At 66.0% G+C, this 20,506-nt stretch carries 17 protein-coding genes; 10 read left to right on the plus strand and 7 right to left on the minus strand.

Annotated elements, in window-relative coordinates; translation table 11 throughout:
• Together VGI62_RS11390 and coxB are read right to left on the minus strand one after the other, a co-directional pair.
• A partial coding sequence (locus tag VGI62_RS11390) for a cytochrome c oxidase subunit 1 (protein ID WP_331504606.1) occupies window positions 1–1,493 on the minus strand: 1,493 nt, incomplete at its 3' end.
• Window positions 1,494–1,510: 17 nt separating this feature from the next.
• A complete protein-coding gene (gene coxB, locus VGI62_RS11395) occupies window positions 1,511–2,407 on the minus strand; it encodes a cytochrome c oxidase subunit II (protein WP_331504607.1) in 897 nt (298 codons plus the stop codon).
• 378 nt (window positions 2,408–2,785) lie between these two features.
• Between coxB and tldD the strand changes: the two genes are divergently transcribed.
• Together tldD and VGI62_RS11405 are read left to right on the plus strand one after the other, a co-directional pair.
• Window positions 2,786–4,216, plus strand: coding sequence for a metalloprotease TldD (gene tldD, locus VGI62_RS11400; RefSeq protein WP_331504608.1), 1,431 nt, complete (start codon window positions 2,786–2,788; stop codon window positions 4,214–4,216).
• 152 nt (window positions 4,217–4,368) lie between these two features.
• Complete coding sequence (locus VGI62_RS11405; protein ID WP_331504609.1) at window positions 4,369–6,399, plus strand: TonB-dependent receptor plug domain-containing protein; 2,031 nt, start codon at window positions 4,369–4,371, stop codon at window positions 6,397–6,399.
• 58 nt (window positions 6,400–6,457) lie between these two features.
• On the opposite strand, the gene VGI62_RS11410 is transcribed toward VGI62_RS11405, so the two are convergent.
• Complete coding sequence (locus VGI62_RS11410) at window positions 6,458–8,260, minus strand: oligopeptide:H+ symporter (RefSeq protein ID WP_331504610.1); 1,803 nt, start codon at window positions 8,258–8,260, stop codon at window positions 6,458–6,460.
• A 176-nt stretch (window positions 8,261–8,436) separates the two neighbouring features.
• Here VGI62_RS11410 and VGI62_RS11415 point away from each other — a divergent pair, with 176 nt between their 5' ends.
• Entirely contained in the window at window positions 8,437–8,847 is a 411-nt protein-coding gene (locus VGI62_RS11415; RefSeq protein ID WP_331504611.1) for a DUF427 domain-containing protein, read from the plus strand.
• Window positions 8,848–8,866: 19 nt separating this feature from the next.
• Here the strand turns inward: VGI62_RS11415 and VGI62_RS11420 are convergent, their stop codons facing one another.
• Together VGI62_RS11420 and VGI62_RS11425 are read right to left on the minus strand one after the other, a co-directional pair.
• Window positions 8,867–10,222 (minus strand): glutamate--cysteine ligase, encoded by a 1,356-nt coding sequence (locus VGI62_RS11420; RefSeq protein WP_331504612.1) that lies wholly within the window; start codon window positions 10,220–10,222, stop codon window positions 8,867–8,869.
• A gap of 94 nt (window positions 10,223–10,316) precedes the next feature.
• Entirely contained in the window at window positions 10,317–11,054 is a 738-nt protein-coding gene (locus VGI62_RS11425; RefSeq protein WP_331504613.1) for a 16S rRNA (uracil(1498)-N(3))-methyltransferase, read from the minus strand.
• 46 nt (window positions 11,055–11,100) lie between these two features.
• Here VGI62_RS11425 and ppk2 point away from each other — a divergent pair, with 46 nt between their 5' ends.
• From ppk2 to VGI62_RS11440, 3 genes are all read left to right on the plus strand, one after another.
• Entirely contained in the window at window positions 11,101–11,871 is a 771-nt protein-coding gene (ppk2, locus tag VGI62_RS11430; RefSeq protein ID WP_331504614.1) for a polyphosphate kinase 2, read from the plus strand.
• Between the two features lie 12 nt (window positions 11,872–11,883).
• Window positions 11,884–12,864: an aldo/keto reductase gene (locus tag VGI62_RS11435; RefSeq protein WP_331504615.1), complete on the plus strand. Its 981-nt coding sequence runs from the start codon at window positions 11,884–11,886 to the stop codon at window positions 12,862–12,864.
• A gap of 130 nt (window positions 12,865–12,994) precedes the next feature.
• A complete protein-coding gene (locus VGI62_RS11440) occupies window positions 12,995–14,200 on the plus strand; it encodes a winged helix-turn-helix domain-containing protein (protein ID WP_331504616.1) in 1,206 nt (401 codons plus the stop codon).
• Window positions 14,201–14,219: 19 nt separating this feature from the next.
• Here VGI62_RS11440 and VGI62_RS11445 read toward each other — a convergent pair whose 3' ends face one another.
• Window positions 14,220–16,007: an ABC transporter ATP-binding protein gene (locus tag VGI62_RS11445; RefSeq protein WP_331504617.1), complete on the minus strand. Its 1,788-nt coding sequence runs from the start codon at window positions 16,005–16,007 to the stop codon at window positions 14,220–14,222.
• 432 nt (window positions 16,008–16,439) lie between these two features.
• Here VGI62_RS11445 and VGI62_RS11450 point away from each other — a divergent pair, with 432 nt between their 5' ends.
• Together VGI62_RS11450 and VGI62_RS11455 are read left to right on the plus strand one after the other, a co-directional pair.
• Complete coding sequence (locus tag VGI62_RS11450) at window positions 16,440–17,465, plus strand: UbiA family prenyltransferase (protein ID WP_331504618.1); 1,026 nt, start codon at window positions 16,440–16,442, stop codon at window positions 17,463–17,465.
• 67 nt (window positions 17,466–17,532) lie between these two features.
• A complete protein-coding gene (locus VGI62_RS11455) occupies window positions 17,533–18,477 on the plus strand; it encodes a fatty acid desaturase family protein (protein ID WP_331504619.1) in 945 nt (314 codons plus the stop codon).
• Window positions 18,478–18,534: 57 nt separating this feature from the next.
• Here the strand turns inward: VGI62_RS11455 and VGI62_RS11460 are convergent, their stop codons facing one another.
• Window positions 18,535–19,179 carry a PEP-CTERM sorting domain-containing protein gene (locus VGI62_RS11460; RefSeq protein WP_331504620.1) on the minus strand — a complete coding sequence of 215 codons (645 nt, stop codon included), beginning with the start codon at window positions 19,177–19,179 and terminating at the stop codon, window positions 18,535–18,537.
• Between the two features lie 124 nt (window positions 19,180–19,303).
• On the opposite strand from VGI62_RS11460, the gene VGI62_RS11465 reads away from it, so the two are divergent.
• Both VGI62_RS11465 and VGI62_RS11470 read left to right on the plus strand, forming a co-directional pair.
• The gene (locus VGI62_RS11465) at window positions 19,304–19,879 is read left to right on the plus strand and encodes a MotA/TolQ/ExbB proton channel family protein (protein WP_331504621.1); all 576 of its coding nucleotides are present in this window, start codon (window positions 19,304–19,306) and stop codon (window positions 19,877–19,879) included.
• Window positions 19,880–20,008: 129 nt separating this feature from the next.
• On the plus strand, window positions 20,009–20,506 hold the full coding sequence (locus tag VGI62_RS11470; RefSeq protein WP_331504622.1) for a GFA family protein: 498 nt from the start codon (window positions 20,009–20,011) through the stop codon (window positions 20,504–20,506).

The raw sequence follows: 20,506 nt of genomic DNA on the forward strand, positions 1-20,506 counted from the left end.
ATGCCGACCGCGGTGATCGCATAGCCGATCGAGGAGACCTTGTTCCAGTAGGCGAAGCCTTCCGGGTAGTCGACGTAACGACGCGGCATGCCCTGCAGGCCCAGGAAGTGCTGCGGGAAGAAGATCACGTTCACGCCCACGAAGGTGATCCAGAAGTGGGTCACGCCCAGCCACTCGCGGTACTTCACGCCGAAGATCTTCTCGAACCAGTAGTAGAAGCCGGCGAAGATCGCGAACACGGCGCCGAGGCTCAGCACGTAGTGGAAGTGGGCCACCACGTAGTAGGTGTCCTGGAATTGGTAGTCGACGCCGGCATTGGCCAGGACGACGCCGGTGACGCCGCCCAGGGTGAACAGGAAGATGAAGCCGATCGCCCACAGCATGGGCGTCTTGAAGTCGATCGACCCGCCCCACATCGTGGCGATCCAGCTGAACACCTTGATGCCCGTGGGCACCGCGATGACCATCGTGGCGGCGACGAAATAGGCCGTCAGGTTCACGTTCATGCCGGTGGTGAACATGTGGTGCGCCCACACCAGGAAGCCGATGAAGCCGATGGCCACCATGGCGTAGGCCATGGCGAGATAGCCGAACACCGGCTTGCGGCTGAAGGTCGACACGATGTGGCTGATCATGCCGAAGCCCGGCAGGATCAGGATGTACACCTCGGGGTGACCGAAGAACCAGAACAGGTGCTGGTACATGACCGGGTCGCCGCCGCCGGCCGCGTCGAAGAAGTGGGTGTGGAAGTTGCGGTCGGTGAGCAGCATGGTGATCGCGCCGGCCAGCACAGGCAGCGAGAGCAGAAGCAGGAACACCGTCACCAGGATCGACCAGACGAACAGCGGCATCCGGTGAAGCGTCATGCCGGGCGCACGCATGTTGAAGATCGTGGTGATGAAGTTGATGGCGCCAAGGATCGAGCTGGCGCCGGCAAGGTGGATGGCCAGGATCGCGCAATCCATCGCCGGACCCGTGTGGCCCGACGTCGATAGCGGTGCGTACATGGTCCATCCGCCGCCGAACCCTCGTCCCGGTCCGCCGTCGACGAACATCGACGTGCACAACATGATCCACGAGGCGACCAGCAGCCAGAAGGAGATGTTGTTCATCCGCGGGAAGGCCATGTCCGGCGCGCCGATCATCAGCGGCACGAACCAGTTGCCGAATCCGCCGATCATCGCCGGCATGACCATGAAGAAGATCATGATCAGGGCGTGCGCGGTGACCACGACGTTGTAGCCATGCTTAGACCCTTCGATCAGGCCCAGCTGGGCGATCAAGGAGTGCGGCTGGAAGACCTGGATCCCCGGCTCGGCGAGCTCCCAGCGGATCAAGCCGGAGAGCGCCCCGCCCACCAGGCCCGCCATGATGGCGAACAGGATGTAGAGGGTGCCGATGTCCTTGTGATTGGTCGAGAACAGCCAGCGAGCGATGAAGCCCGGCTTGTGGTCGTGGGTGTCGTGATGATCGTGGGCGGCGGCGTGGGCCATCTTACGCGGGTCCTGGATCAGTGCGCGGCCGGCGCCGGGAGCGCTGGCGTGGTGGTGGGGGCGGGGGCGGCGGCCACAGTCGTCGGCGCTGCGGCGGGCTTGGCGGCGGTCTTGGAGGCCACCCAGGCGTCGAAGTCGGCCTGGCTCACCACCTTCACCTCGATCGGCATGAAGGCGTGGTCCACGCCGCAGAGCTCACGGCAGCTGCCATAGTAGGTGCCGATCCGGTCGACCTTGAACCAGGTCGAATTCACCCGGCCGGGGACGGCGTCCATGATTACGCCGAAGGCCGGCACGGCGAAGGCGTGGATCACGTCAGCGCCCGTTACCAGCACCTGGATCGTCTGGTTCACCGGGACTACGAGCGGCTGGGTGGCCGCCAGACGGTACGGCACGCCCTTGGCCTTGGCCTGATCCTCAGGAAGCACGTTGGAGACGAATTCGGGGATCTTCTTGTCCGGATATTCGTAGCCCCAGTACCACTGATAACCGGTGGCTTTCACGGTCATGTAGGGCTTGGGCATGTCGTGGTACTCGAACAGAAGCTTGAACGAGAAGACCGCGATCACCACGAGAATCAGCACCGGGACCAGCGTCCAGGCGACCTCGAGCGGGGTATTGTGGCTCCACTTCGCCGGCACCGGGTTCGCCCGCTTATTGAACCGGACGATGCACCAGATCAGCAGCCCCAACACGAAGAACGTGATCCCCGTGATGATCGGCAGCAGGATCGCGTTGTGGAAGAAGATTGCGTCATGCTTCAGGGGCGTGACCCCAGGCTGCATGCCCATCGCCCCGTCTGTAGGCTGACCGATTAGATCGGCCGCAAAGGCCGACGCACTCCAAAACGCTGTCACCGCGCCGGTCGCGATTCCCGCCGCCAACGCCTGCATCCCCTGAAACCTAGACTTCATGTCCCCTCGGTCTGGTTGGCCGGCCTCGCCGCGCGAATCTGGCGGTCGAGTCGACTGAACAGAACGGCGCGCGCAGGCGCTCACGCGCCGCCTAGCCCTTCATCGCGGGTGCATACGCGCATCGCTTGTGCTTGCCAAGGCGCTAGGACGCGACCACGGCGCCGCTGTGCGCACGGCGGCGGAAAGAAGCCCGAACAACCACGTTCTTTGGCAATTTTCAGCGATCCGCGTTCGAAAGGAGCGGGTCCGCCGCATCGCGATTTGTGATTCATGGGTGAGCACGGCCGCCGGGGCCCGCCATGACGCTGTGGCGAAATAGCCGCCGCCTGTCGCAAGTCGCTGGGTGACGCCCCGCGGTCGCCCTCCTATCTTGCTGGGATGAACGCCCACACCCCCTCCCCCTCGATCCTCGAATCAGCCGGCGTCGCCCCCGATCGGGCCGGCGACATCCTAGGCGAGGCGCTGCGAGGCGCTGACGACGGCGAACTGTTCGTAGAACGCTCCGAAAGCGAAAGCTTCCTGTTCGACGACGGCCGGCTGAAATCGGCGGCGTTCGACGCCACGGAGGGATTCGGCCTGCGCGTGGTGGCCGGCGAGACGGCCGGCTACGCCCACGCCAGCGAGATCTCCGAGGCCGCCATCGGTCGCGCCGGCCAGTCGGCGGCCCTGGCCAAGCGAGGCTACTCGGGCGTCGCCGCCGAGGGGCCGCGTGCGACCAACGCCAAGCTCTATGGTGAGGACGATCCCCTCGCTTCGCCGGATTTCTCGGACAAGGTCGCCCTGTTGCAGGAGATCGACGCCTGGGCCCGCAACCGCGACCCGCGCGTCGTACAGGTGATGGCTTCGCTGGCCGGCGAGCGACGCACGGTCGAGATCCTGCGCGCCGACGGGCGGCTGCTCCGCGACATCAGGCCGCTGGCCCGCATCAATGTGCAGATCACCGTCGAAGGCGATGGCAAGCGTGAAAGCGGCTACTCGGGGGCCGGCGGCCGCGCGGGCTTCGAGGCCTGGATCACCCCGCAGAAGTGGCAGGAGCAGGTCGATGAGGCGCTGCGCCAGGCGCTGGTCAACCTCGAGGCCGTCCCCTGTCCCGCCGGGGAGATGGATGTGGTCCTGGGCCCCGGCTGGAACGGGGTCCTGTTGCACGAGGCCGTAGGCCACGGGCTGGAAGGCGACTTCAACCGCAAGGGCACGTCGGCCTTTTCGGGCCGCATCGGCGAGCGGGTCGCCGCGCCGGGCGTCACCGTATTCGACGACGGCGCGATCCAGGGTCGCCGCGGCTCCCTGACCATCGACGACGAAGGCACCCCGACCGGCCGCACGGTACTGATCGAGGACGGCGTGTTGGTGGGATACATGCACGACCGGATGAGCGCGCGATTGATGGGGTTAGAGCCCACAGGAAACGGACGGCGCCAGTCCTACGCCCACCTTCCCATGCCCCGGATGACCAACACCGGCATGATGGCCGGCGACACCCCCCGCGAGGAGATGATCGCCTCGACCAAGCGCGGTCTCTATTGCGCCAATTTCGGCGGCGGCCAGGTGGACATCACAAACGGCAAGTTCGTCTTCCAGTGCACCGAGGCCTATCTGATCGAGGACGGCAAGGTCACGACCCCGGTGAAAGGCGCGACCTTGATCGGGGATGGACCGTCGGCCCTCACACGCGTGACGATGATCGGCAACGACTTCGGGTTCGATCCCGGCGTCGGGGTTTGCGGCAAGTCCGGCCAGAGCGTGCCGGTCGGCGTCGGCCAACCCTCCCTCAAAATCACCGGGCTGACGGTCGGAGGAACCAGCGTCTGACGCACCGATTGACTCTTAGATTTACAGCTGTAGTTTTCAGCTGGCGTCAGTGGCCGATGCACAACCTGTCGGCGAATTAATCCAGGTTACGGTCATTTAATTGGCCCCTGGAAGCCGGCGCGGGCCACCTGCGCGGACTTCTGGGGAGTTGCATGCTGTTCCTTGTCCTCGCCCAGGTGGCGGCCGGCGCCGCGCCTGTCGCAATCACAGATTCAGTCGCAGGCAAGGGCGTCGTGTCCTACGGGCCGGAGTTCTTCGCCGCGCAGAATCCGAACAACGCCCTCGACATGGTGGGTCGACTCCCGGGTTTCATCCTCGATACGGGCGACACCGTGCGCGGCTTCGAGGGCGCGGCGGGCAACGTTCTGATCGACGGTCAGCGTCCCTCGTCCAAGACCGACGCCCTGGACCTGATCCTGCAACGCACGCCGGCCTCCAAGGTCGCGCGCATCGATGTGATCCGCGGCGGGGCGCCCGGCATCGACATGCAGGGCAAGACGGTGATCGCCAACGTGATCCTCAAGACCGGCGGCGGCACGCGGGGCCTGATGGCGCTCTCCAACTACACCCTTGGCGACGGGCGCACCTTCCTGGCCGGGCGCGCCGAAGCCTCGGGCGCCTGGGGAGGTCAGCGCACATGGGAAGCGGCGCTGCGCGCCGGCTCCAGCCCGGACGACGGGGTATCGACGGGCCGCAGCGAGACCACCTTTGCGGACGGCAGCCCCACGCAAGTGGCGCTTCTCGAATCCCGAGGCACGGACGTCAACGGCTCGGCCACCGGGGCCGTCGAAACCCCTCTGGCCGGCGGGCGGCTCCGGCTGAGCGGTCGGCTCTACCAGGAAAAATTCGACGAGCCGGAAGTCGACACGATCATCGCGCCCACGCCGGACGTCCAGACCTTTGGCTACGTGCAGAAGACCACCGACACCGAACTCGGCGGACGCTACAGCCGCGCGTTCGGGTCCAGCACCAACCTGGAGCTGATGGCGTTGCGGACAACACGTGATCGCGACACCGATTCACTGTCCGTCATCTCCGGGTCGATCAGCGACTTTCTGTCCACGGCGAAAAGCAGCGAGGCCATCGTCCGCGGGGTGGTCAAGCGCCGCTTCGGCGAACGCGTTTCGCTTGAGGCGGGCGCGGAGGGCGCTGACAACAAGTTGGACAGCCGCACCCGCTTCACCGTCGACGCCGTCGATCAGCCCCTGCCTGCCGCCAACGTTCAAGTCGAGGAAAAGCGAGCCGAGATCTTCGCCAAGGGCACTTGGCGGCCGAGCGCCAAATGGACCATTGACGGGGCGCTCCGGTATGAAGGTTCCGACATCACCTCGAGAGGCGATGTCGTTTTTGCCAAGACCCTTTATTTCGCCAAGCCCCGGCTAACGGTGAGTTGGGATCCCATCGCCGCGACCGAGGTGCGCCTTCGCCTCGAGCGGTGGGTCGGTCAGCTCGATTTCAACTACTTCGTCGCCTCGTCGAACCTCAACAACAGTGTCGGTGTCACCGCGGGCAACCCCGACCTGAACCCGCAGCAGGCGTGGATCAGCGAGATCGCCGTCGAGCAGCAGCTGTGGAAGGGCGCCAGCGTCCTGCTCACCGCCCGCCATCAACAGCTTTCCGACGTGATCGATCTCGGGCCGGTGTTCGCCAGCGACGGGACGGTGTTCGATCGTCCGACCAATATCGGCGACGGGACCGAAGATGAGCTGATCTTCGATTTCACCTTGCCGTTCGATCGGCTGGGCTGGGCGGGCGCGCTCGTCAAAGGTGAGGTGCTGCGGCGGTGGACCGATGTTCGCGACCCGACGACGGGCGAGCACCGCGAGATATCCGGCCTGCACCCCAGTGACTGGAACCTGAGTTTCAGCCAGGACCTGCCGAAACAGAAGCTGACCTTCGGGGTCGATTTCTACGGCGGCTTCCGGCGCAACTACTTCCGCTTCGACCAGATCGAGAACTTCAAGCTCGCGACCTACATCCGGCCCTACGCGGAGTGGAAGCCGACGCCGGCCTGGAGCCTCCGAGTGGAACTGCCGCTCGTTAATGCGCCTCCGGTCCGCCTGCGCGACACCTTCCAGGTCTTCCCAGGTCCGCGCAATCTAGGCGGACAGCCTGACATTCAGGATCGGCACTTCAGCTTCCCGAACGGCCTTTATCTCCGCGTGCTGAAAAACTTCAACTGACCGCAGGCGGCGCCTGCGAACGCCAATTCGCTCCGCGCCTCTTTCGGCGCGCAGGACTTTAGGAGGCGCGATCCGCGGGGATCGCGATCGCCTCAGGCTGGATGTGGCCGGCCGCCTCGTTCGCCCCGTTCGCCCAATGCTTGATGAAGAAGCTGGCGGCGATGAACACGACCCCGCAGCCGACACCCGCCCACCCCAGCTTGTTGAAGCCGTCGAGCGAGGTCATCAGCGCGCCGTGCGGATCCAGCACCTGCCCCCCCACCGTCTCGGTCCCCATCAGCCCGGCGATCTTGCCGCCGACAAACTGGGCGATGGAGGAGGACAGGAACCAGACCGCCATCATGAAGGAGACGATCGAGGCCACCGATAGCTTGGTGATCTCAGAGAGGCCCACCGGCGACAGGAAGAGCTCGCCCGTGGTGTGCAAGAGGTAGAGCAGGCCCAGCATGAACAGCGGCATGCGGAAATGCTCATCGGCCATGCCCTGCGCCCAGACCACCACCAGGAAACCCAGACCGACTTGGACGAGGCCCAGCCCGAACTTCATTGTCGGGTCAGGATCGCGACCGCGGGCGGCCAGCCAGGCCCACATAGCCGCAAAGATCGGCGCGAAGATCAGGATGAAACCGGCGTTGAACGACTGGGTCTGGGCGGCCGACACGCCCATCAGATCGACGTTTCGTGCTGCGAACAGGTTCAGTGAGGTGCCGGCTTGTTCGAAGAGCGTGAAGAACACCACCGCGCCGAAGATCAGCACCATGGCCAGGCCCATGCGCTCCCGTTCCACCCGAGTGCACTTCGCCACCATGAAATAGCCGATGTAGGCGATGGACAGGACCGTGCAGATCCCCAGTCCCCATCCCACGATGGTGTTCACCTGCACGAGGAAATAGACCGGGATGACGCCAAGCAGGCCCAGCGCATAGATCGTCCACTCGCGGTTGACCGGGCCGACGACCTTTTCCCGAAGCACCGCCGGCGCCGGCGGCTCGCCATGGCCCTCCAGGTATTTGCGGCCGAGCATGAAGACAACGAAGCCCGCGCTCATGCCGACGCCCGCCAGGCCGAAGCCGGCCCACCAGCCGATGCTTTCACCCACCAGGCCGCAGAGCACCGAGGCCCAGAACGCGCCGAGGTTGATGCCGTAATAGTAGAGGGTGAACCCGCTATCGCGCCTGGGGTCGCCTTGCGGATACAGCTGTCCCACGATCGTCGAGATATTGGGCTTCAGGAAGCCGACGCCCATGATGATCAGGCTCACCGCCAGGTAGAAGGCCGCCTTTCCGAAGGGGTCGACCTTCGACGTCATCGTAAAGGAGCCCTTGGGCAGGTCGGCCGGAAGGGAGGCGCTTACGGGCAGGCCCTTGATCGCCATGCCGCCGTCCGCCGCCGGGCCGAACTCATAAGGCTTGCCCGCCACCATCAGTCGGACCTGGCGGCTCTCCATGCGACCCTCCGCCGCAACCGGGAAGCTCTGGCCGGCGTACTGCAGGGTCTGCTGGGCGGGGTGTCCCTCGACCGCCATGGTCAGGTGCCCGGCCACCAGCAGCAGCGCGCCGAACGCCACGGCCTTGCGGGTGCCCAGCCAGCGGTCCGCGATGATCCCGCCGGCCAGCGGCAGCAGATAGACCAGGGAGGTGTAGGAGCCGTACTGGGCGCTCGCTGTCTTGTCGTCGAACAGCAGATGCTGGGTCAGGTAGAAGATCAGGATGCCGCGCATCCCGTAATACGAAAACCGCTCCCACATCTCCGCGAAGAACAGGATGATCAGGCCGCGCGGGTGGTTCTTGCGCAACTGAAGCATCACCGGCACGCCCGTCGCGAGTGTGACGATGACGCCGATAAGGACGATGGGATTCATTAGCTCGCGGTTCCTGGGCGGCGCGCGAACTTAAGGGACACGCTTCCCCGCAGCAGCGCATTTGCGGGGAGAAAATCACGCGCCCCTACTAAGCACAAGCAAGGCGGCGCCCCATGTAAGGCCGGTCCGGAGCCCGGGTCGCAGCCTAGGGGTTCCTGTCGGCGAAGGAGATCCGCATGAAGACACCCGGCCCCGACCATCCGATTGCCGTGGAAGCCGCCAAGAAGCGCTGGCGCGCGCTCTTCGCCGGCCACGTTATCGCCGACACCAACAAGGCCCTGGTCCTGAAGGAGGCGGGCTATAAGCCGGTGGTCTATTTCCCCCGCGAGGACGTGGCCATGGAGTACATGAGCCGCACCGCCCACACGACCCACTGCCCCTACAAGGGCGACGCGGCCTACTACACGCTGTTGATGGACGGGCAGTTCGCCGACAACGTCGTGTGGACCTACGAAGACCCCTACCCCGCGATGCAGGCGATCGAAGGCCTGCTGGCCTTCTATCCCGACAGGGTGGAGATCTATGAGGTCGACGACGAAGCTGTGAACCCGCCCCGTGACGAGGTCCGCACCGGAGGAATGCGGTGACGATCAGGAAGGCTGAAAACTAGTATGCGAAGGCTTCGAAGACCCTGCCTGCGTCGCCCTTCCACGGCCCGTTGTAGAGTTCGAGCAGCCGTTCGGCCGGCGTGACGCCGCTGGCCGCAATCTCGTCGAGTTCGGCCAGGTAGCCGCTCTCGTCCACCAGCCCGCCGGAGAGGCGATTGCGGCGCTTGAGGCCCTCACGGGCGATCGCCAGCATGTCCTTGGCCACCTCCTGCACCGAGCGCCCGGCGATCTCGGCCTTCAATCCGCGCCGGGCCACATCGGCGCGCAGGCGCTCGTGGTCCTCGATTCTCCATTCCTTGCAGAGGTCCCACGCGGCGGCGAGCGCGGCCGAATCGTAGAAGATCCCCGTCCACAGCGCCGGTAGCGCACAGAGACGGCTCCAGGGACCCGAGTCGGCCCCACGCATCTCCAGGTACTGCTTGAGCCGAACTTCCGGAAAAATGGTCGTCGTGTGGTCGGCCCAGTCCTTGATTGTCGGCTTCTCGCCGGGAAGCTCGGCCAGCTTGCCCTCCATGAACTCGCGGAACGAGCGGCCGGCGAGGTCGATGTAGCGGCCGTCGCGCTTGGCGAAATACATCGGCACGTCGAGCGCGTATTTCGCGTAGGTCTCGAATCCGAACCCATCCCTGAACACGAAGTCGAGCATGCCCGTGCGGTCAGGGTCGGTATCGGTCCAGACGTTGGCGCGGGCCGAGACGAAGCCCGACGGCTTGCCCTCCACGAACGGCGAGTTGGCGAAGAGCGCGGTGCAGATCGGCTGCAGGGCAAGGCTCGTGCGGAATTTTGCGACCATGTCGGCTTCGGAGCCGAAGTCGAGATTTGCCTGCACGGTGCAGGTGCGGAACATCATGTCGAGGCCAAGATTGCCGACCTTGGGCATGTACTCGCGCATGATCTTGTAGCGGCCCTTGGGCATCACCGGGACCTGATCGCGACGCCAGATCGGCGTGTAGCCCAGGCCGAGGAACCCCACCCCGAGTTCGTCGGCGACGACCTTCACCTCCTGCAAGTGTTGGCCGGTCTCCTCGCAAATGTCGTGGATGGTCTCCAGCGGAGCCCCGGAGAGTTCGAACTGGCCACCGGGCTCAAGGGAGACGTTCGCCATGCCGCGCTCCAGCGCGATGACGTTTTCGCCCTCCATCACCGGCGTCCAGCCATAACGGGTCAGGCCGTTGAGCAGCGCTTTTATGCCGTTGGGCTCATAGGGGACCGGCTCATGGCTCCCCAGGCGGAAGACGAATTTCTCGTGTTCGGCGCCTACGCGCCACGCGGACTTCGGCTTGGAACCCTTGTCGAACCAGGCGACCAGGTCCTGGAACGTGAGGGGACGATCCTTGCAGGCGATCTCAGCCATAAATATTCTTCCCCAACCCAACCCGGGCCGCGTTCTTGCGCGCGCGGTCACGCTCTTTACGTCGGGAGTCTAGGTGGGCGCAAATCGGCGAAGCTCAAGGGCCGGTCGCACTCGCTCGCCAATCGCCGAGCGCGGCCTGCCAGAGCGCCAGCGCGGTGATCGCGGCCGTGTCGGCGCGAAGGATCCGCGGTCCCAGTGACGCCGGCGTGGCGTAGTCGAGCGCGCGCAACGCGCGCCGCTCACTGGGCGAAAAGCCGCCTTCGGGCCCGATCAGAATCGCCCAGGGCCCGACAGTTTCGTCCTTCAAGGCCTCAAGGATCGGCTCTGCATCTCCCGCCTCGTCGCAGAACAGAAGCCGCCGCCCTGCCTCCCAGCCGCCGATCAGCTTCTCCAGCTTCACCGGCTCCAGGATCGCTGGAACGTCCAGCCGGCCGGTCTGTTCGGCGGCCTCAGTGGCGATTGCGGTCAAGCGCTCGACGCGGGTTCGCTCGGCGTTGGTGCGCTCGGTGACGACCGGCTGCACGCGCCGCACGCCTAATTCGCAGGCCTTCTCGACGATGGTCTCCAGCCTTGCGCGCTTGACGAGCGCCACGACCAGATCGAGGTCCGGGCCCATCGCCTGCGGCCGCGTTGACGCCGCGGCCCGCACCGCCACCGCCCGCTTGGTCACGGCGCTGATCGTCGCGCGCCATTCCCCATCTCGCCCGTTGAACAGGTGAACATCGTCGCCGACGCCCAGACGCATCACCGCGACAAGGTAGCGGCTCTGCCCGGGATCGAGGGCGAGTTCGGCGCCAGGCGCCAGATCATGCGGAATGAACAGCCGGACCATCCGCCCGTTCTAGCGTCCTGCGCCGCATCCGGCATAGGGTTCAGCTATGGCGAAAGACCACCACCACAAACACGCGCGTGACGAGATCGAGGCCCTGCAAGTCGACCTGGTGCGCTACCAGCTGGAGGCCATCGCCTCAGGCGCCAAGGACCTGGTGATCTTCGAGGGTCGCGATACGGCCGGCAAGGATGGCGCGATCAAGCGCATCGTCGAGCACCTGTCGGTGCGCAACACCCGCGTCGTGGCCCTTCCCAAGCCTACCGAGCGCGAGCGGACCGAGTGGTACTTCCAACGCTACGTTCGCTATCTGCCGGCGGCCGGCGAACTCGTGATCTTCAACCGCTCCTGGTACAATCGCGGCGGGGTCGAGCCGGTGATGGGCTTCTGCACGCCCAGTGAGCATGAGATCTTCCTGCGCGATGCGCCCGCCTTTGAAGCCATGCTGGTCGAGAACGGCATCCGCATCATCAAGCTCTGGCTCGACATCTCCAAGTCCGAGCAGGCCGCGCGCCTGAAGGCGCGCGAGACCGATCCACTGAAGACCCTGAAGATCAGCCCCCTCGACGCCGTCGCCCAGAATAAGTGGGACGCCTATTCCGATGCCCGCGACCAGATGCTGCGCCTGACCAACACGGCCGAAGCGCCGTGGTTCATCGTCCACACCGACAAGAAGGATGAGGCCCGCATCGCCATCATGCGCCACATCCTCAGGAAGCTGGCGCACAAGGACATCGCCAAGAGCGTCGCAAAGGCCGACCCCGAGGTGCTCTACGAATTCGACGTCGAGGCGATCAACGACGGCCGGCTGGAACGCTAGGAGACCACTGCCATGCAACAAAACCGCCTGGGAACCACCGGTCTGAAGGTCTCTCGGCTTTGCCTTGGCTGCATGACCTACGGCTCGCCCGCCTGGCGCAGCTGGGTGCTCGACCAGGAACAGTCCAAGCCGTTCTTCCAGGCCGCCGTCGAAAAGGGGATCACCTTCTTCGACACCGCCAACGTCTACTCGATCGGCGCCAGCGAGGAGGTCACCGGCCACTGGCTGCGCGAGTTCGCCCGCCGCGAGGAAATCGTTGTCGCCACCAAGGTCAACGGCCCGATGGGCAAGGGCCCAAACGAGAAGGGCCTCAGCCGCAAGTCGATCATGGCCCAGATCGACGCCAGCCTGCGCCGGCTCGGCATGGACTACGTGGACCTCTATCAGATCCACCGCTTCGATTACGAAACGCCGATCGAGGAGACGCTGGAGGCCCTGAACGACGTCGTGAGGGCCGGCAAGGCCCGCTACATCGGCGCCTCGTCGATGTATGCGTGGCAATTCTCGAAGATGCTGGCCACAAGCGAGCGCAACGGGTGGGCCCGCTTCGTCTCGATGCAGCCACAGTACAACCTCGTCTACCGCGAGGAAGAGCGCGAGATGTTGCCGCTCTGCGGGGCGGAGGGCGTCGGCGTCATCCCTTGGTCGCCGCTTGCCCGCGGCTTCCTGGCCGGAGGTCGCGCCCAGCCCAAAGAAGGCAACACCGAGCGCGCTCGCACCGACGAGTTTTCCCCCCGGCTCTATTTCCGCGAAGCCGACCACAAGGTGGTGGACGCCGTGAGCGAGGTCGCCCGGGCGCGCGGACTCTCCAATATGCAGGTGGCGCTGGCCTGGGTGCTCAGGAATCCGGCGATCACCGCCCCGATCATCGGCGCCTCGAAGCTCGGCCACATCGAAGATGCGGTTTCGGCCCTGGACGTCAAACTGACCGATGACGAGGCAGCAATCCTTGAATCTCCCTACCAGCCCAAGCCCGTGCTGGATCACGCCTGAATTCTGCGTCTGTTCCGCACATCAAAGCGGTGAAGGTAAACGCGTTAACCATTCTTAACAGCCGCATTGTTCTTAATTTGTTCACCAGCTAGACTCTTCCGGCGACTCGAACCCACGGACGCGGGACCTGATGCCCAAGGACAAGCTCACCGCGGGCGAGGCCCGCCGCATCGCCCTCGCCGCCCAAGGTTTCGGGACGCCCCGTCCCGACCGCCCGATCGGCAAGCGCCAGTTGCTCAAACTGGTCGACCGGCTGGGCGCTGTGCAGATCGACAGCGTCAACGTCGTTTCCCGCACGCACTACCTACCCGCCTTTTCCCGGCTGGGCGCCTATCCGCGGGCGCTGCTGGAAGAGGTGGCCTGGGGGAAGAAGCGGCCGCTGTTCGAGTACTGGGCGCACGAGGCGTCCCTGCTGCCGTTGTCAGCTCAACCGCTTCTGCGCTGGCGGATGCAGGACGCCCACGACGGCGTGGGCGTCTGGAAGGGAGTCGCCAAGTTCTTGCGCGAGCGGCGCGACTTCGTGGACCGGGTTCTGGAGGAGATTGCGACCCGTGGCCCGATGTCGGCTTCCGAACTCGACATGGGCCACAAGGGACAGGGCGGCTGGTGGGGATGGAGCGAGGCCAAGCGCGCGGTCGAATGCCTGTTTTGGACGGGTGAGCTCACCACCGCGACCCGGCGAGGAACCTTCGAGCGGGTCTACGGCCTGCCTGAGAAAGTGCTGCCTGCGGCGGTGCTGGCTGCGCCGAGCCCGTCACGCGAGGACGCGCACCGCGAGCTTTACAGGATCGCCGCCCGGGCGATGGGCGTCGCCACCTCGAAGGATCTTCGCGACTACTTCCGGATGCCGGTGGAGGGAGCCAAGGCGCGCCTGGCCGAACTCGTGGAGGACGGCTCCCTCCAGCCGGTGAGCGTGAAGGGCTGGCGCGAGACGGCCTATGTCGACCCCACCGCCAAGCGGCCTCGCCGCATCGAGGCCCGGGCCCTGCTCTCCCCATTCGATAACCTGATCTGGTATCGCGAACGCACTGAGCGGATGTTCGGCGTCCGCTACCGGATCGAGATCTACACGCCGGCCGAAAAGCGCACCCACGGCTATTACGTGCTGCCCTTCCTGGAGGGGGATGCTCTCACCGCCAGGGTCGATCTCAAGGCCGACCGCAAAGCCGGCGTCCTCGTCGTGCAGGCCAGTCACGCCGAGCCGTGGGCGAGCGACGCCACGCCGGGGAAGCTAGCGGCCGAGGTGAAGCTGATGGCCGGCTGGCTCGGCCTGGAGGGCCTGCGGATCGAGCAGCGGGGCGATCTGGCCGCCGCATTGAAGGACGGCGTTAACTAGGTGGGCGAGCCTTTCGCAGCTACACCCACCCCTCGGTCACAGCATGCAGCCGCGCGTAGGCGCCGCCCTTTTTCACCAGCTCGGCGTGTTTGCCTTCCTCGACGATGCGACCTTCCTCGAACACCAGGATCCGGTCGGCGCCGCGGATCGTGGAGAGGCGGTGGGCGATGACGATAGTGGTGCGGCCCACCATCAGCTCTTCCATCGCCGCCTGCACGCGGCGCTCGGTCTCAACGTCCAGCGACGACGTCGCCTCGTCCAGCACCAGGATCGGGGCGTCGGCCAGGAAGGCGCGGGCGATCGCCACCCGCTGCCGCTCGCCGCCGGATAGCTTCACCCCACGCTCGCCGACCAGGGTCTTGTAGCCGGCCGGCAGCCTTGCGATGAACTCGTCCGCCCGCGCCCGCTTGGCGGCGAGTTCCACCTCGTCCTGCGTAGCGCCCGGGCGCGCATAGGCGATGTTCTCCGCAAGGGTACGGTGGAACAGCGCCGGGTCCTGCGGCACCACGGCGATGGCGCGCCGCAGGCTTCCCTGGCTGACCGCGGCGATATCCTGCCCGTCCACCAGGATCTGGCCGCCCTGCACGTCGTAGAGCCGCTGGATCAACTTCACGAACGTGGATTTGCCCGCTCCCGTGGGACCGACCAACGCCACCCGTTCGCCGGGCGCGATCCGCAGGGTGAAGTTGTCGTAGAGCGGCTCCTGGGCGGACTTGTAGCGGAACACCACGCGGTCGAAGACGATCTCGCCCAGATCGGCCCTGAAGGCCTGGGCCGCCGGTCGATCAAGCACCTGCGGCGCCATCGTTGAATATCGGGCGATGTCCTCGACGTCGTCGAGGCCTTTCTGGGTCATGCGGATGTTGTCCCCGATGTTCCGCAGGTAGCCGGTCATCAGCATGAAGGAGGTGATGACGAAGGCCACATCGCCCGGCGTCGCCTCCCCCTTGGCCCAGAGGCGGATCAGCAGGCCGGTAAGACCCGCCTGCAGCACCACCAGCAAGGTGTTGTGGAACAGCCAGATGTCGGTGAATCGGTTCCAGGTGCGGTTGGCCGCACGGCGCCACATGTCGGTGACGCCGGCGATGCGGGCCTCCTCGCGGGCCTCGGCCCCGAAACTCTTCACGGTCGGGTTGGACGCGATGGAGTCCGACAGGGCCCCGCCAATGCGGCTGTCGAGGGCCACCGAGCGCAGGTTCATCGGCCGCGCATAGAGGTTCGTCAGCACGACGTTGGAGCCGATGTAGAGCGCCACCATGATGGTTGCGAACAGGCCTACCATCGGCCAGCGCACGGCCATGATGGCGCACAGGCCGATCAGCACCAGGATGGCGGGCCCCAGGAACACCAGTGCTGCGTCCGAGACGCTGTCGTAGCCCCACATCGCGCGGCTGAGGCGCCGCACGGTGGCGCCGGCGAAGGTGTTGGCGTGCCAGTCGGCGCTGAAGGACTGGACCTTCTTGAACCCCTCGTCGGTCATCTCCTTCATGTTGGCCGAGGCCAACGGGATCCAGAACCGCATCGACAGGTTCCGGATGGTCGAGAAGGCGAAATAGACGCCGACGAACACCGCCCAGGCGCGCCAGGCGGTCGCCAAGCGATCGGGCCCGCCGGAGACGGCGTCCACCAGTCGGCCGGCAGCCCAAGGGGTCGCCAGGTCGAAGGCGATGGCCAGCACCACGAAAACCACGGTGCCGGCCAACAGCCAGGGGCGGCGGACCCAGAAGCCCGCGATAAAGCCCAGCACCTGGCTGTTCTTCAGAACCCGCTCCTTCTGGTCGTCGGTATCCTCGTAGTGATCCGTCATTGGAAAGCTCGATATCTCGGCGCCGGCGGACCGCAGACGTTCCCCTTCGAGGGGCGGCGGCGCTCGGCGGCGCGAATGAAAATCCTGGGTGAGGCGGGGGGCGCATGAACCCCGGCGGGCCTCGGGCACGCGGGACGGCTTCGTGAAGCGGGCCGATCAGGCCCCCGGACGAAGCGTTCCGGTTGACTTAGAAGCGCGGCGGCGGCCCGGCGAACCTTTGAGGAGCGGCTGGAACGATGAATCGCATCTTGGCCCTCCCTTCGGGTTGCTAGGCCGGGGAAGCTAGGCGCGGTGAATTCATGCGTCAAGGTGGCTCCAGGGCAGCGCCGGCTCCCCCTTGGGCTTTGCCGGGAGGGTGTCTCCGCGGCCACAGTCGTTCGAGACCGGTGGGGCCGGCTAGCGCCGGCTCGACCCGCCCCATAAAGGGGAGGGATGACATCGACCGCGCCCTTGCCCGACGCCGTGCCGACGAATTGGGTCGACCGATTTGCACCGGCAGGCTTGCGGCCCTGGCTAAAGCTCGGGCGGTTCGATCGGCCCGTGGGTATCTGGCTCCTGATGCTGCCCGGCTGGCAGGGAATCGCGCTGGCCGAGGCCATGGAGCACCGGCTGCCGAATCCGGGCCTCTTGGCGCAAATGTTCCTCGGCGCGGCCCTCATGCGCGCGGCCGGCTGCGCCTACAACGACATCGTCGACCGCGAGATTGACGCCAAGGTGGCGCGCACGGCTCTGCGCCCTATCCCGGCCGGGCAGATCGGCGTCGGACAGGCCTGGATCTTCCTGATCGCCTGTTGCCTGGCCTCGTTCAGCATCCTCCTCACCCTGCCGCCGACTGCGGTGGCGCTGGGCCTCGCCTCTCTGGTGCTCGTCGCGGCCTATCCTTTCATGAAGCGGATCACCTGGTGGCCGCAGGCCTGGCTCGGGCTGACCTTCAACTGGGGCGCCCTCCTCGGCTTCTCGGCGGCCACAGGCGCAGGCCCGGCCTTTTGGCGGCAGATCGCGCCGTTTGTGCTGAGTACCGGCGACGTACGCTTCCTGATGCGCGCAGCGGCCGACAGCGCCCTGCAGTGGCCGGCGGTCCTGCTTTATGCGGCAGGCGTGTTCTGGACCCTGGGCTACGACACCATTTACGCCATCCAGGACCTGGAAGATGACGCGCTCGCCGGCGTCAAATCCTCCGCGCGGCGGCTTGGCCAGCAAGCGCCGCTCGCCATCCTCGGGTTCTACCTGACGAGTCTGGCCTTAATGCTGGCGACCGGCGCCGCGGCGGGCCTCGGCCCGTTGTTCTACCTGCTGCTCATCGCCTATGGGATCCAGCTCTGTCTGCAGGTGCGACGGGTTCGCCTCGATGATCCGCTGCAGGCGTTGCGGCTCTTCAGGTCAAACACCTGGGCGGGCCTGCTGCTGTTTGTGGCCATCGTGATGGGAACGCGGCTCGCGATCCTGGCCCACCTCTAGCGCCCAAGAGCCTGTGCTTCGAACGGTCATTCTGTCTTCGCCAAGTTTTCGGCGTTACAATTGACCCATGGCCGTCGCTGCTCGGGTTGATCCCAAGACCTTTTTCTCGCCCTCCGAATGGGCGCCGCTGTCGCGCCGTTCGCCCTGGAAGGGCCTGGCGCTGCTGGCGCATGCCTGGATCGCCATAGGGCTCGCCATCGCCACGGCCATCCTTTCGCCGCTCTGGCTGAAGCCGATCACCATTCCGCTCGCCATCGCCATCATTGGCGCGCGCCAGTTGGGCCTTGCGATTCTGATGCACGACGCCGCCCACGCGGCCTTGCATCCCGACCTGAAGGTGAACGACTGGGTGGGCAACCATCTGACCACTGGCGGCCTGCTCGGCTACCGGAACTACCACCTGACCCATCACAAATACGCTCAGCAGACGGAGGACCCGGACCTGGCGCTATCAGCGCCGTTCCCGATCACGCGGCTATCCCTACGGCGCAAGATCATCCGCGATCTGACCGGCCAGACCTATTACAAGCAGCGCTGGTCAGGCCTGGTGAAACGCATCGCGGGCCGCAAGCCTGGCGAGCCGCTGCTGCCGATTCTGCGCGAGGCCATTGTCGCCCGGCGCCGCTTCCTGATCGGCATGGTCGTGACGCTCGCCGTCACGGCGCCCTTCGGCCTCTGGTGGGTGTGGCCCGTGCTGTGGCTGGTTCCGCAGGCGACCTGGCTGCCGATGGTCACGCGGCTTCGCAACATCGCCGAGCATGCCTGCGTAGCCAAGAACGAACCGGACCCGCTGCAGCACGCGCGCACCACCCGCGCCAACTGGATCGAGCGCGCCTTCATCGCGCCCTACTACGTGAACTACCACTGCGAGCATCACATGTTCATGCATGTGCCCTGCTACAACCTGCCGCGCGCCCACCGACTGCTGAAGACCAAGGGCGTCATGGACGACATGCTGATTGCGCCCGGCTATCTGAGCATGCTGAAGGTCGCGGCCTCGAAGGCCGCCTAGCCCTTTCGTTGGGGATTGCCGGACCGCCTCGATCCCGTCGAGACGGGCGCTTGCGAATTACCGGACGGCGGCCAAGAGCCGCCGGCGGCTTCGCAGCATGGCGCCTGCGCCCCCGAAGCCCGCCATCATCAGCGCCCAAGCCGCCGGCTCGGGCAGTTCGCCGACAACGCCTCGCCCCTCCGGCGTCGTCACCTCGATGTCCTGCGCGCCCCAGGCCTCATCACCCATGCCCTGGAAGCCGGCGTCGGGGCCGCCGAGGCTCGTGTAGCCGAATGTGAGGGTGTTCAAACCGGAGGCGAGCGTCACTGGCGTGGCGATGTCCACCTCGCCACCCGTGAAGGTGATTGCTGTTCCATTGCCCGACACGTTGGTGATCGTTGCGCCCGCCGGCTCGAGGAACACGACGTCGGCGCCGCCGCCGCCCAGGTTGAAGGCGCCGGCGATCAGCGCCGCGCCGTTCAGGCTCAGGCTGAAATCGTCTTCGAACGTATTTCGGCCATCCAGGCTTCTGAAGCCGTCAAGGATGAAGGAGAGGGTGGCCATGCCGCCGGAGCCACCATTGAAGCTCACGTTGAAGCTGCTGTCCGTCGCCATCTGCGCCGAGGGGGACGCACCCGCAAACAGGATCGCGGCGTGTGCGGCGGTGACGGCTATGAGGCCCAGCGCCGCCGATGAGGCAGCCAAACTCAAGCGCAGTCTCATGATGCATCTCCGGGTTGCGCGGGCCAAACCCACTCGCCTCGCTGTAGTTCCCGTCTCCGGTTGACCTTTCTTGTTTACGTCTGTAATTGTACACTATTACGGTCGTAATTTGGAGGAATTCCGCGTGGGGAAGTTCAGAATTTGTGCATCCGGCCTGGGCCTCGGGGCGATGGCGGTCCTGGCCTCGCCCGCCTTCGCTCAGCCACCTGGCGGTGACGCAGCGTTGAAACCCATTCCGCTGGCGGACCGCCTAACGCTGAGCGGCGTCTTCGCCCACGCATCGATACCGATGAAAGCGGTGGTTTGGGGCCTGGTCGCCGCCGCGCTCGCCGCGGTCGCGACATGGCTTCTGCAGGTCGTACGTATCCGCCAGGGAAGGTCCAACGGAACAGCAGGCGCCATAGCCTACCTGTCCGCCCAGGCCGCCGCGGCGCCGATGTTCGGCCTCTTCGGCATGGCCTACGCCCTCCTGAACGGCTTCATCGGCATAGCCAACGTGCGGCCGACGCCCAGCCTCACCGTGCTCGCACCCGGGCTCGCAGAGGCTTCGCTGTCGCTGGGGCTGGGCCTGCTCGCCGCGGCGATCGCCGTCGTTGGAGACCGGCATCTGCGGGCCAGGCTCCGCCGCCTCGACCGGCCGGAGCCCGCGGCCGCGCGGCCTGCTCCGCCGATATCCGATCCCGCGCGCGCCGTAGCCTGACAGCGCGGGCCAGGCCTTCCGGGGCGGCTTACCGATAGCCCGTTCCCGGAAGGCCGCTCCTCTCGGCCGACCCGAACGGAATCTCCGTCTGCAGCGTTCAGAAAGACCGCTCCCAGGGGAGGCCCGTTCATGCCCACGACCCTCGAAGGCTCCTGCAGATGTGGGGCGGTGCGCTTCACCTGCCAAAGCCACACCCCGCAGCCCTACCAGCGCTGCTACTGCTCGATCTGCCGCAAGACCGCCGGCGGAGGCGGCTACGCCATCAACCTGGGCGCCGATGCTCGCACCCTGAAAGTCGACGATCCCGGCCAGGCCATCGGCGTCTATCGCGCCGAGATCTGCGACGAGGACGGCCGTTGCGAGGTCTCGACCGGTGAGCGCAGCTTCTGCACCGTCTGCGCCAGCGCACTGTGGCTGTTTTCGCCGGAGTGGCCCGACCTCGTGCATCCTTTCGCCTCGGCGATCGACAGCACGTTGCCGGTCCCGCCCTCGCGGGTCCATCTGATGCTGAAGGACAAGCCGGCCTGGGTCGCGCTGAACCTTGGCCCAGAAGACGCGACCTTCGAGCTCTACCCCGAACAATCGATCGAGGACTGGCACAAGAGACGAGGGCTTTGGGTGGATTGA

The organism is Phenylobacterium sp., from assembly GCF_036495085.1.
GTDB lineage: Bacteria > Pseudomonadota > Alphaproteobacteria > Caulobacterales > Caulobacteraceae > Phenylobacterium.

Bases quoted from the DNA above. Each gene is read 5' to 3' on its own strand.
- coxB (WP_331504607.1), bottom strand. From the start codon at position 2,407: ATGAAGTCTAGGTTTCAGGGGATGCAGGCGTTGGCGGCGGGAATCGCG.
- tldD (WP_331504608.1), top strand. From the start codon at position 2,786: ATGAACGCCCACACCCCCTCCCCCTCGATCCTCGAATCAGCCGGCGTC.
- VGI62_RS11405 (WP_331504609.1), top strand. From the start codon at position 4,369: ATGCTGTTCCTTGTCCTCGCCCAGGTGGCGGCCGGCGCCGCGCCTGTC.
- VGI62_RS11410 (WP_331504610.1), bottom strand. From the start codon at position 8,260: ATGAATCCCATCGTCCTTATCGGCGTCATCGTCACACTCGCGACGGGC.
- VGI62_RS11415 (WP_331504611.1), top strand. From the start codon at position 8,437: ATGAAGACACCCGGCCCCGACCATCCGATTGCCGTGGAAGCCGCCAAG.
- VGI62_RS11420 (WP_331504612.1), bottom strand. From the start codon at position 10,222: ATGGCTGAGATCGCCTGCAAGGATCGTCCCCTCACGTTCCAGGACCTG.
- VGI62_RS11425 (WP_331504613.1), bottom strand. From the start codon at position 11,054: ATGGTCCGGCTGTTCATTCCGCATGATCTGGCGCCTGGCGCCGAACTC.
- ppk2 (WP_331504614.1), top strand. From the start codon at position 11,101: ATGGCGAAAGACCACCACCACAAACACGCGCGTGACGAGATCGAGGCC.
- VGI62_RS11435 (WP_331504615.1), top strand. From the start codon at position 11,884: ATGCAACAAAACCGCCTGGGAACCACCGGTCTGAAGGTCTCTCGGCTT.
- VGI62_RS11440 (WP_331504616.1), top strand. From the start codon at position 12,995: ATGCCCAAGGACAAGCTCACCGCGGGCGAGGCCCGCCGCATCGCCCTC.
- VGI62_RS11445 (WP_331504617.1), bottom strand. From the start codon at position 16,007: ATGACGGATCACTACGAGGATACCGACGACCAGAAGGAGCGGGTTCTG.
- VGI62_RS11450 (WP_331504618.1), top strand. From the start codon at position 16,440: ATGACATCGACCGCGCCCTTGCCCGACGCCGTGCCGACGAATTGGGTC.
- VGI62_RS11455 (WP_331504619.1), top strand. From the start codon at position 17,533: ATGGCCGTCGCTGCTCGGGTTGATCCCAAGACCTTTTTCTCGCCCTCC.
- VGI62_RS11460 (WP_331504620.1), bottom strand. From the start codon at position 19,179: ATGAGACTGCGCTTGAGTTTGGCTGCCTCATCGGCGGCGCTGGGCCTC.
- VGI62_RS11470 (WP_331504622.1), top strand. From the start codon at position 20,009: ATGCCCACGACCCTCGAAGGCTCCTGCAGATGTGGGGCGGTGCGCTTC.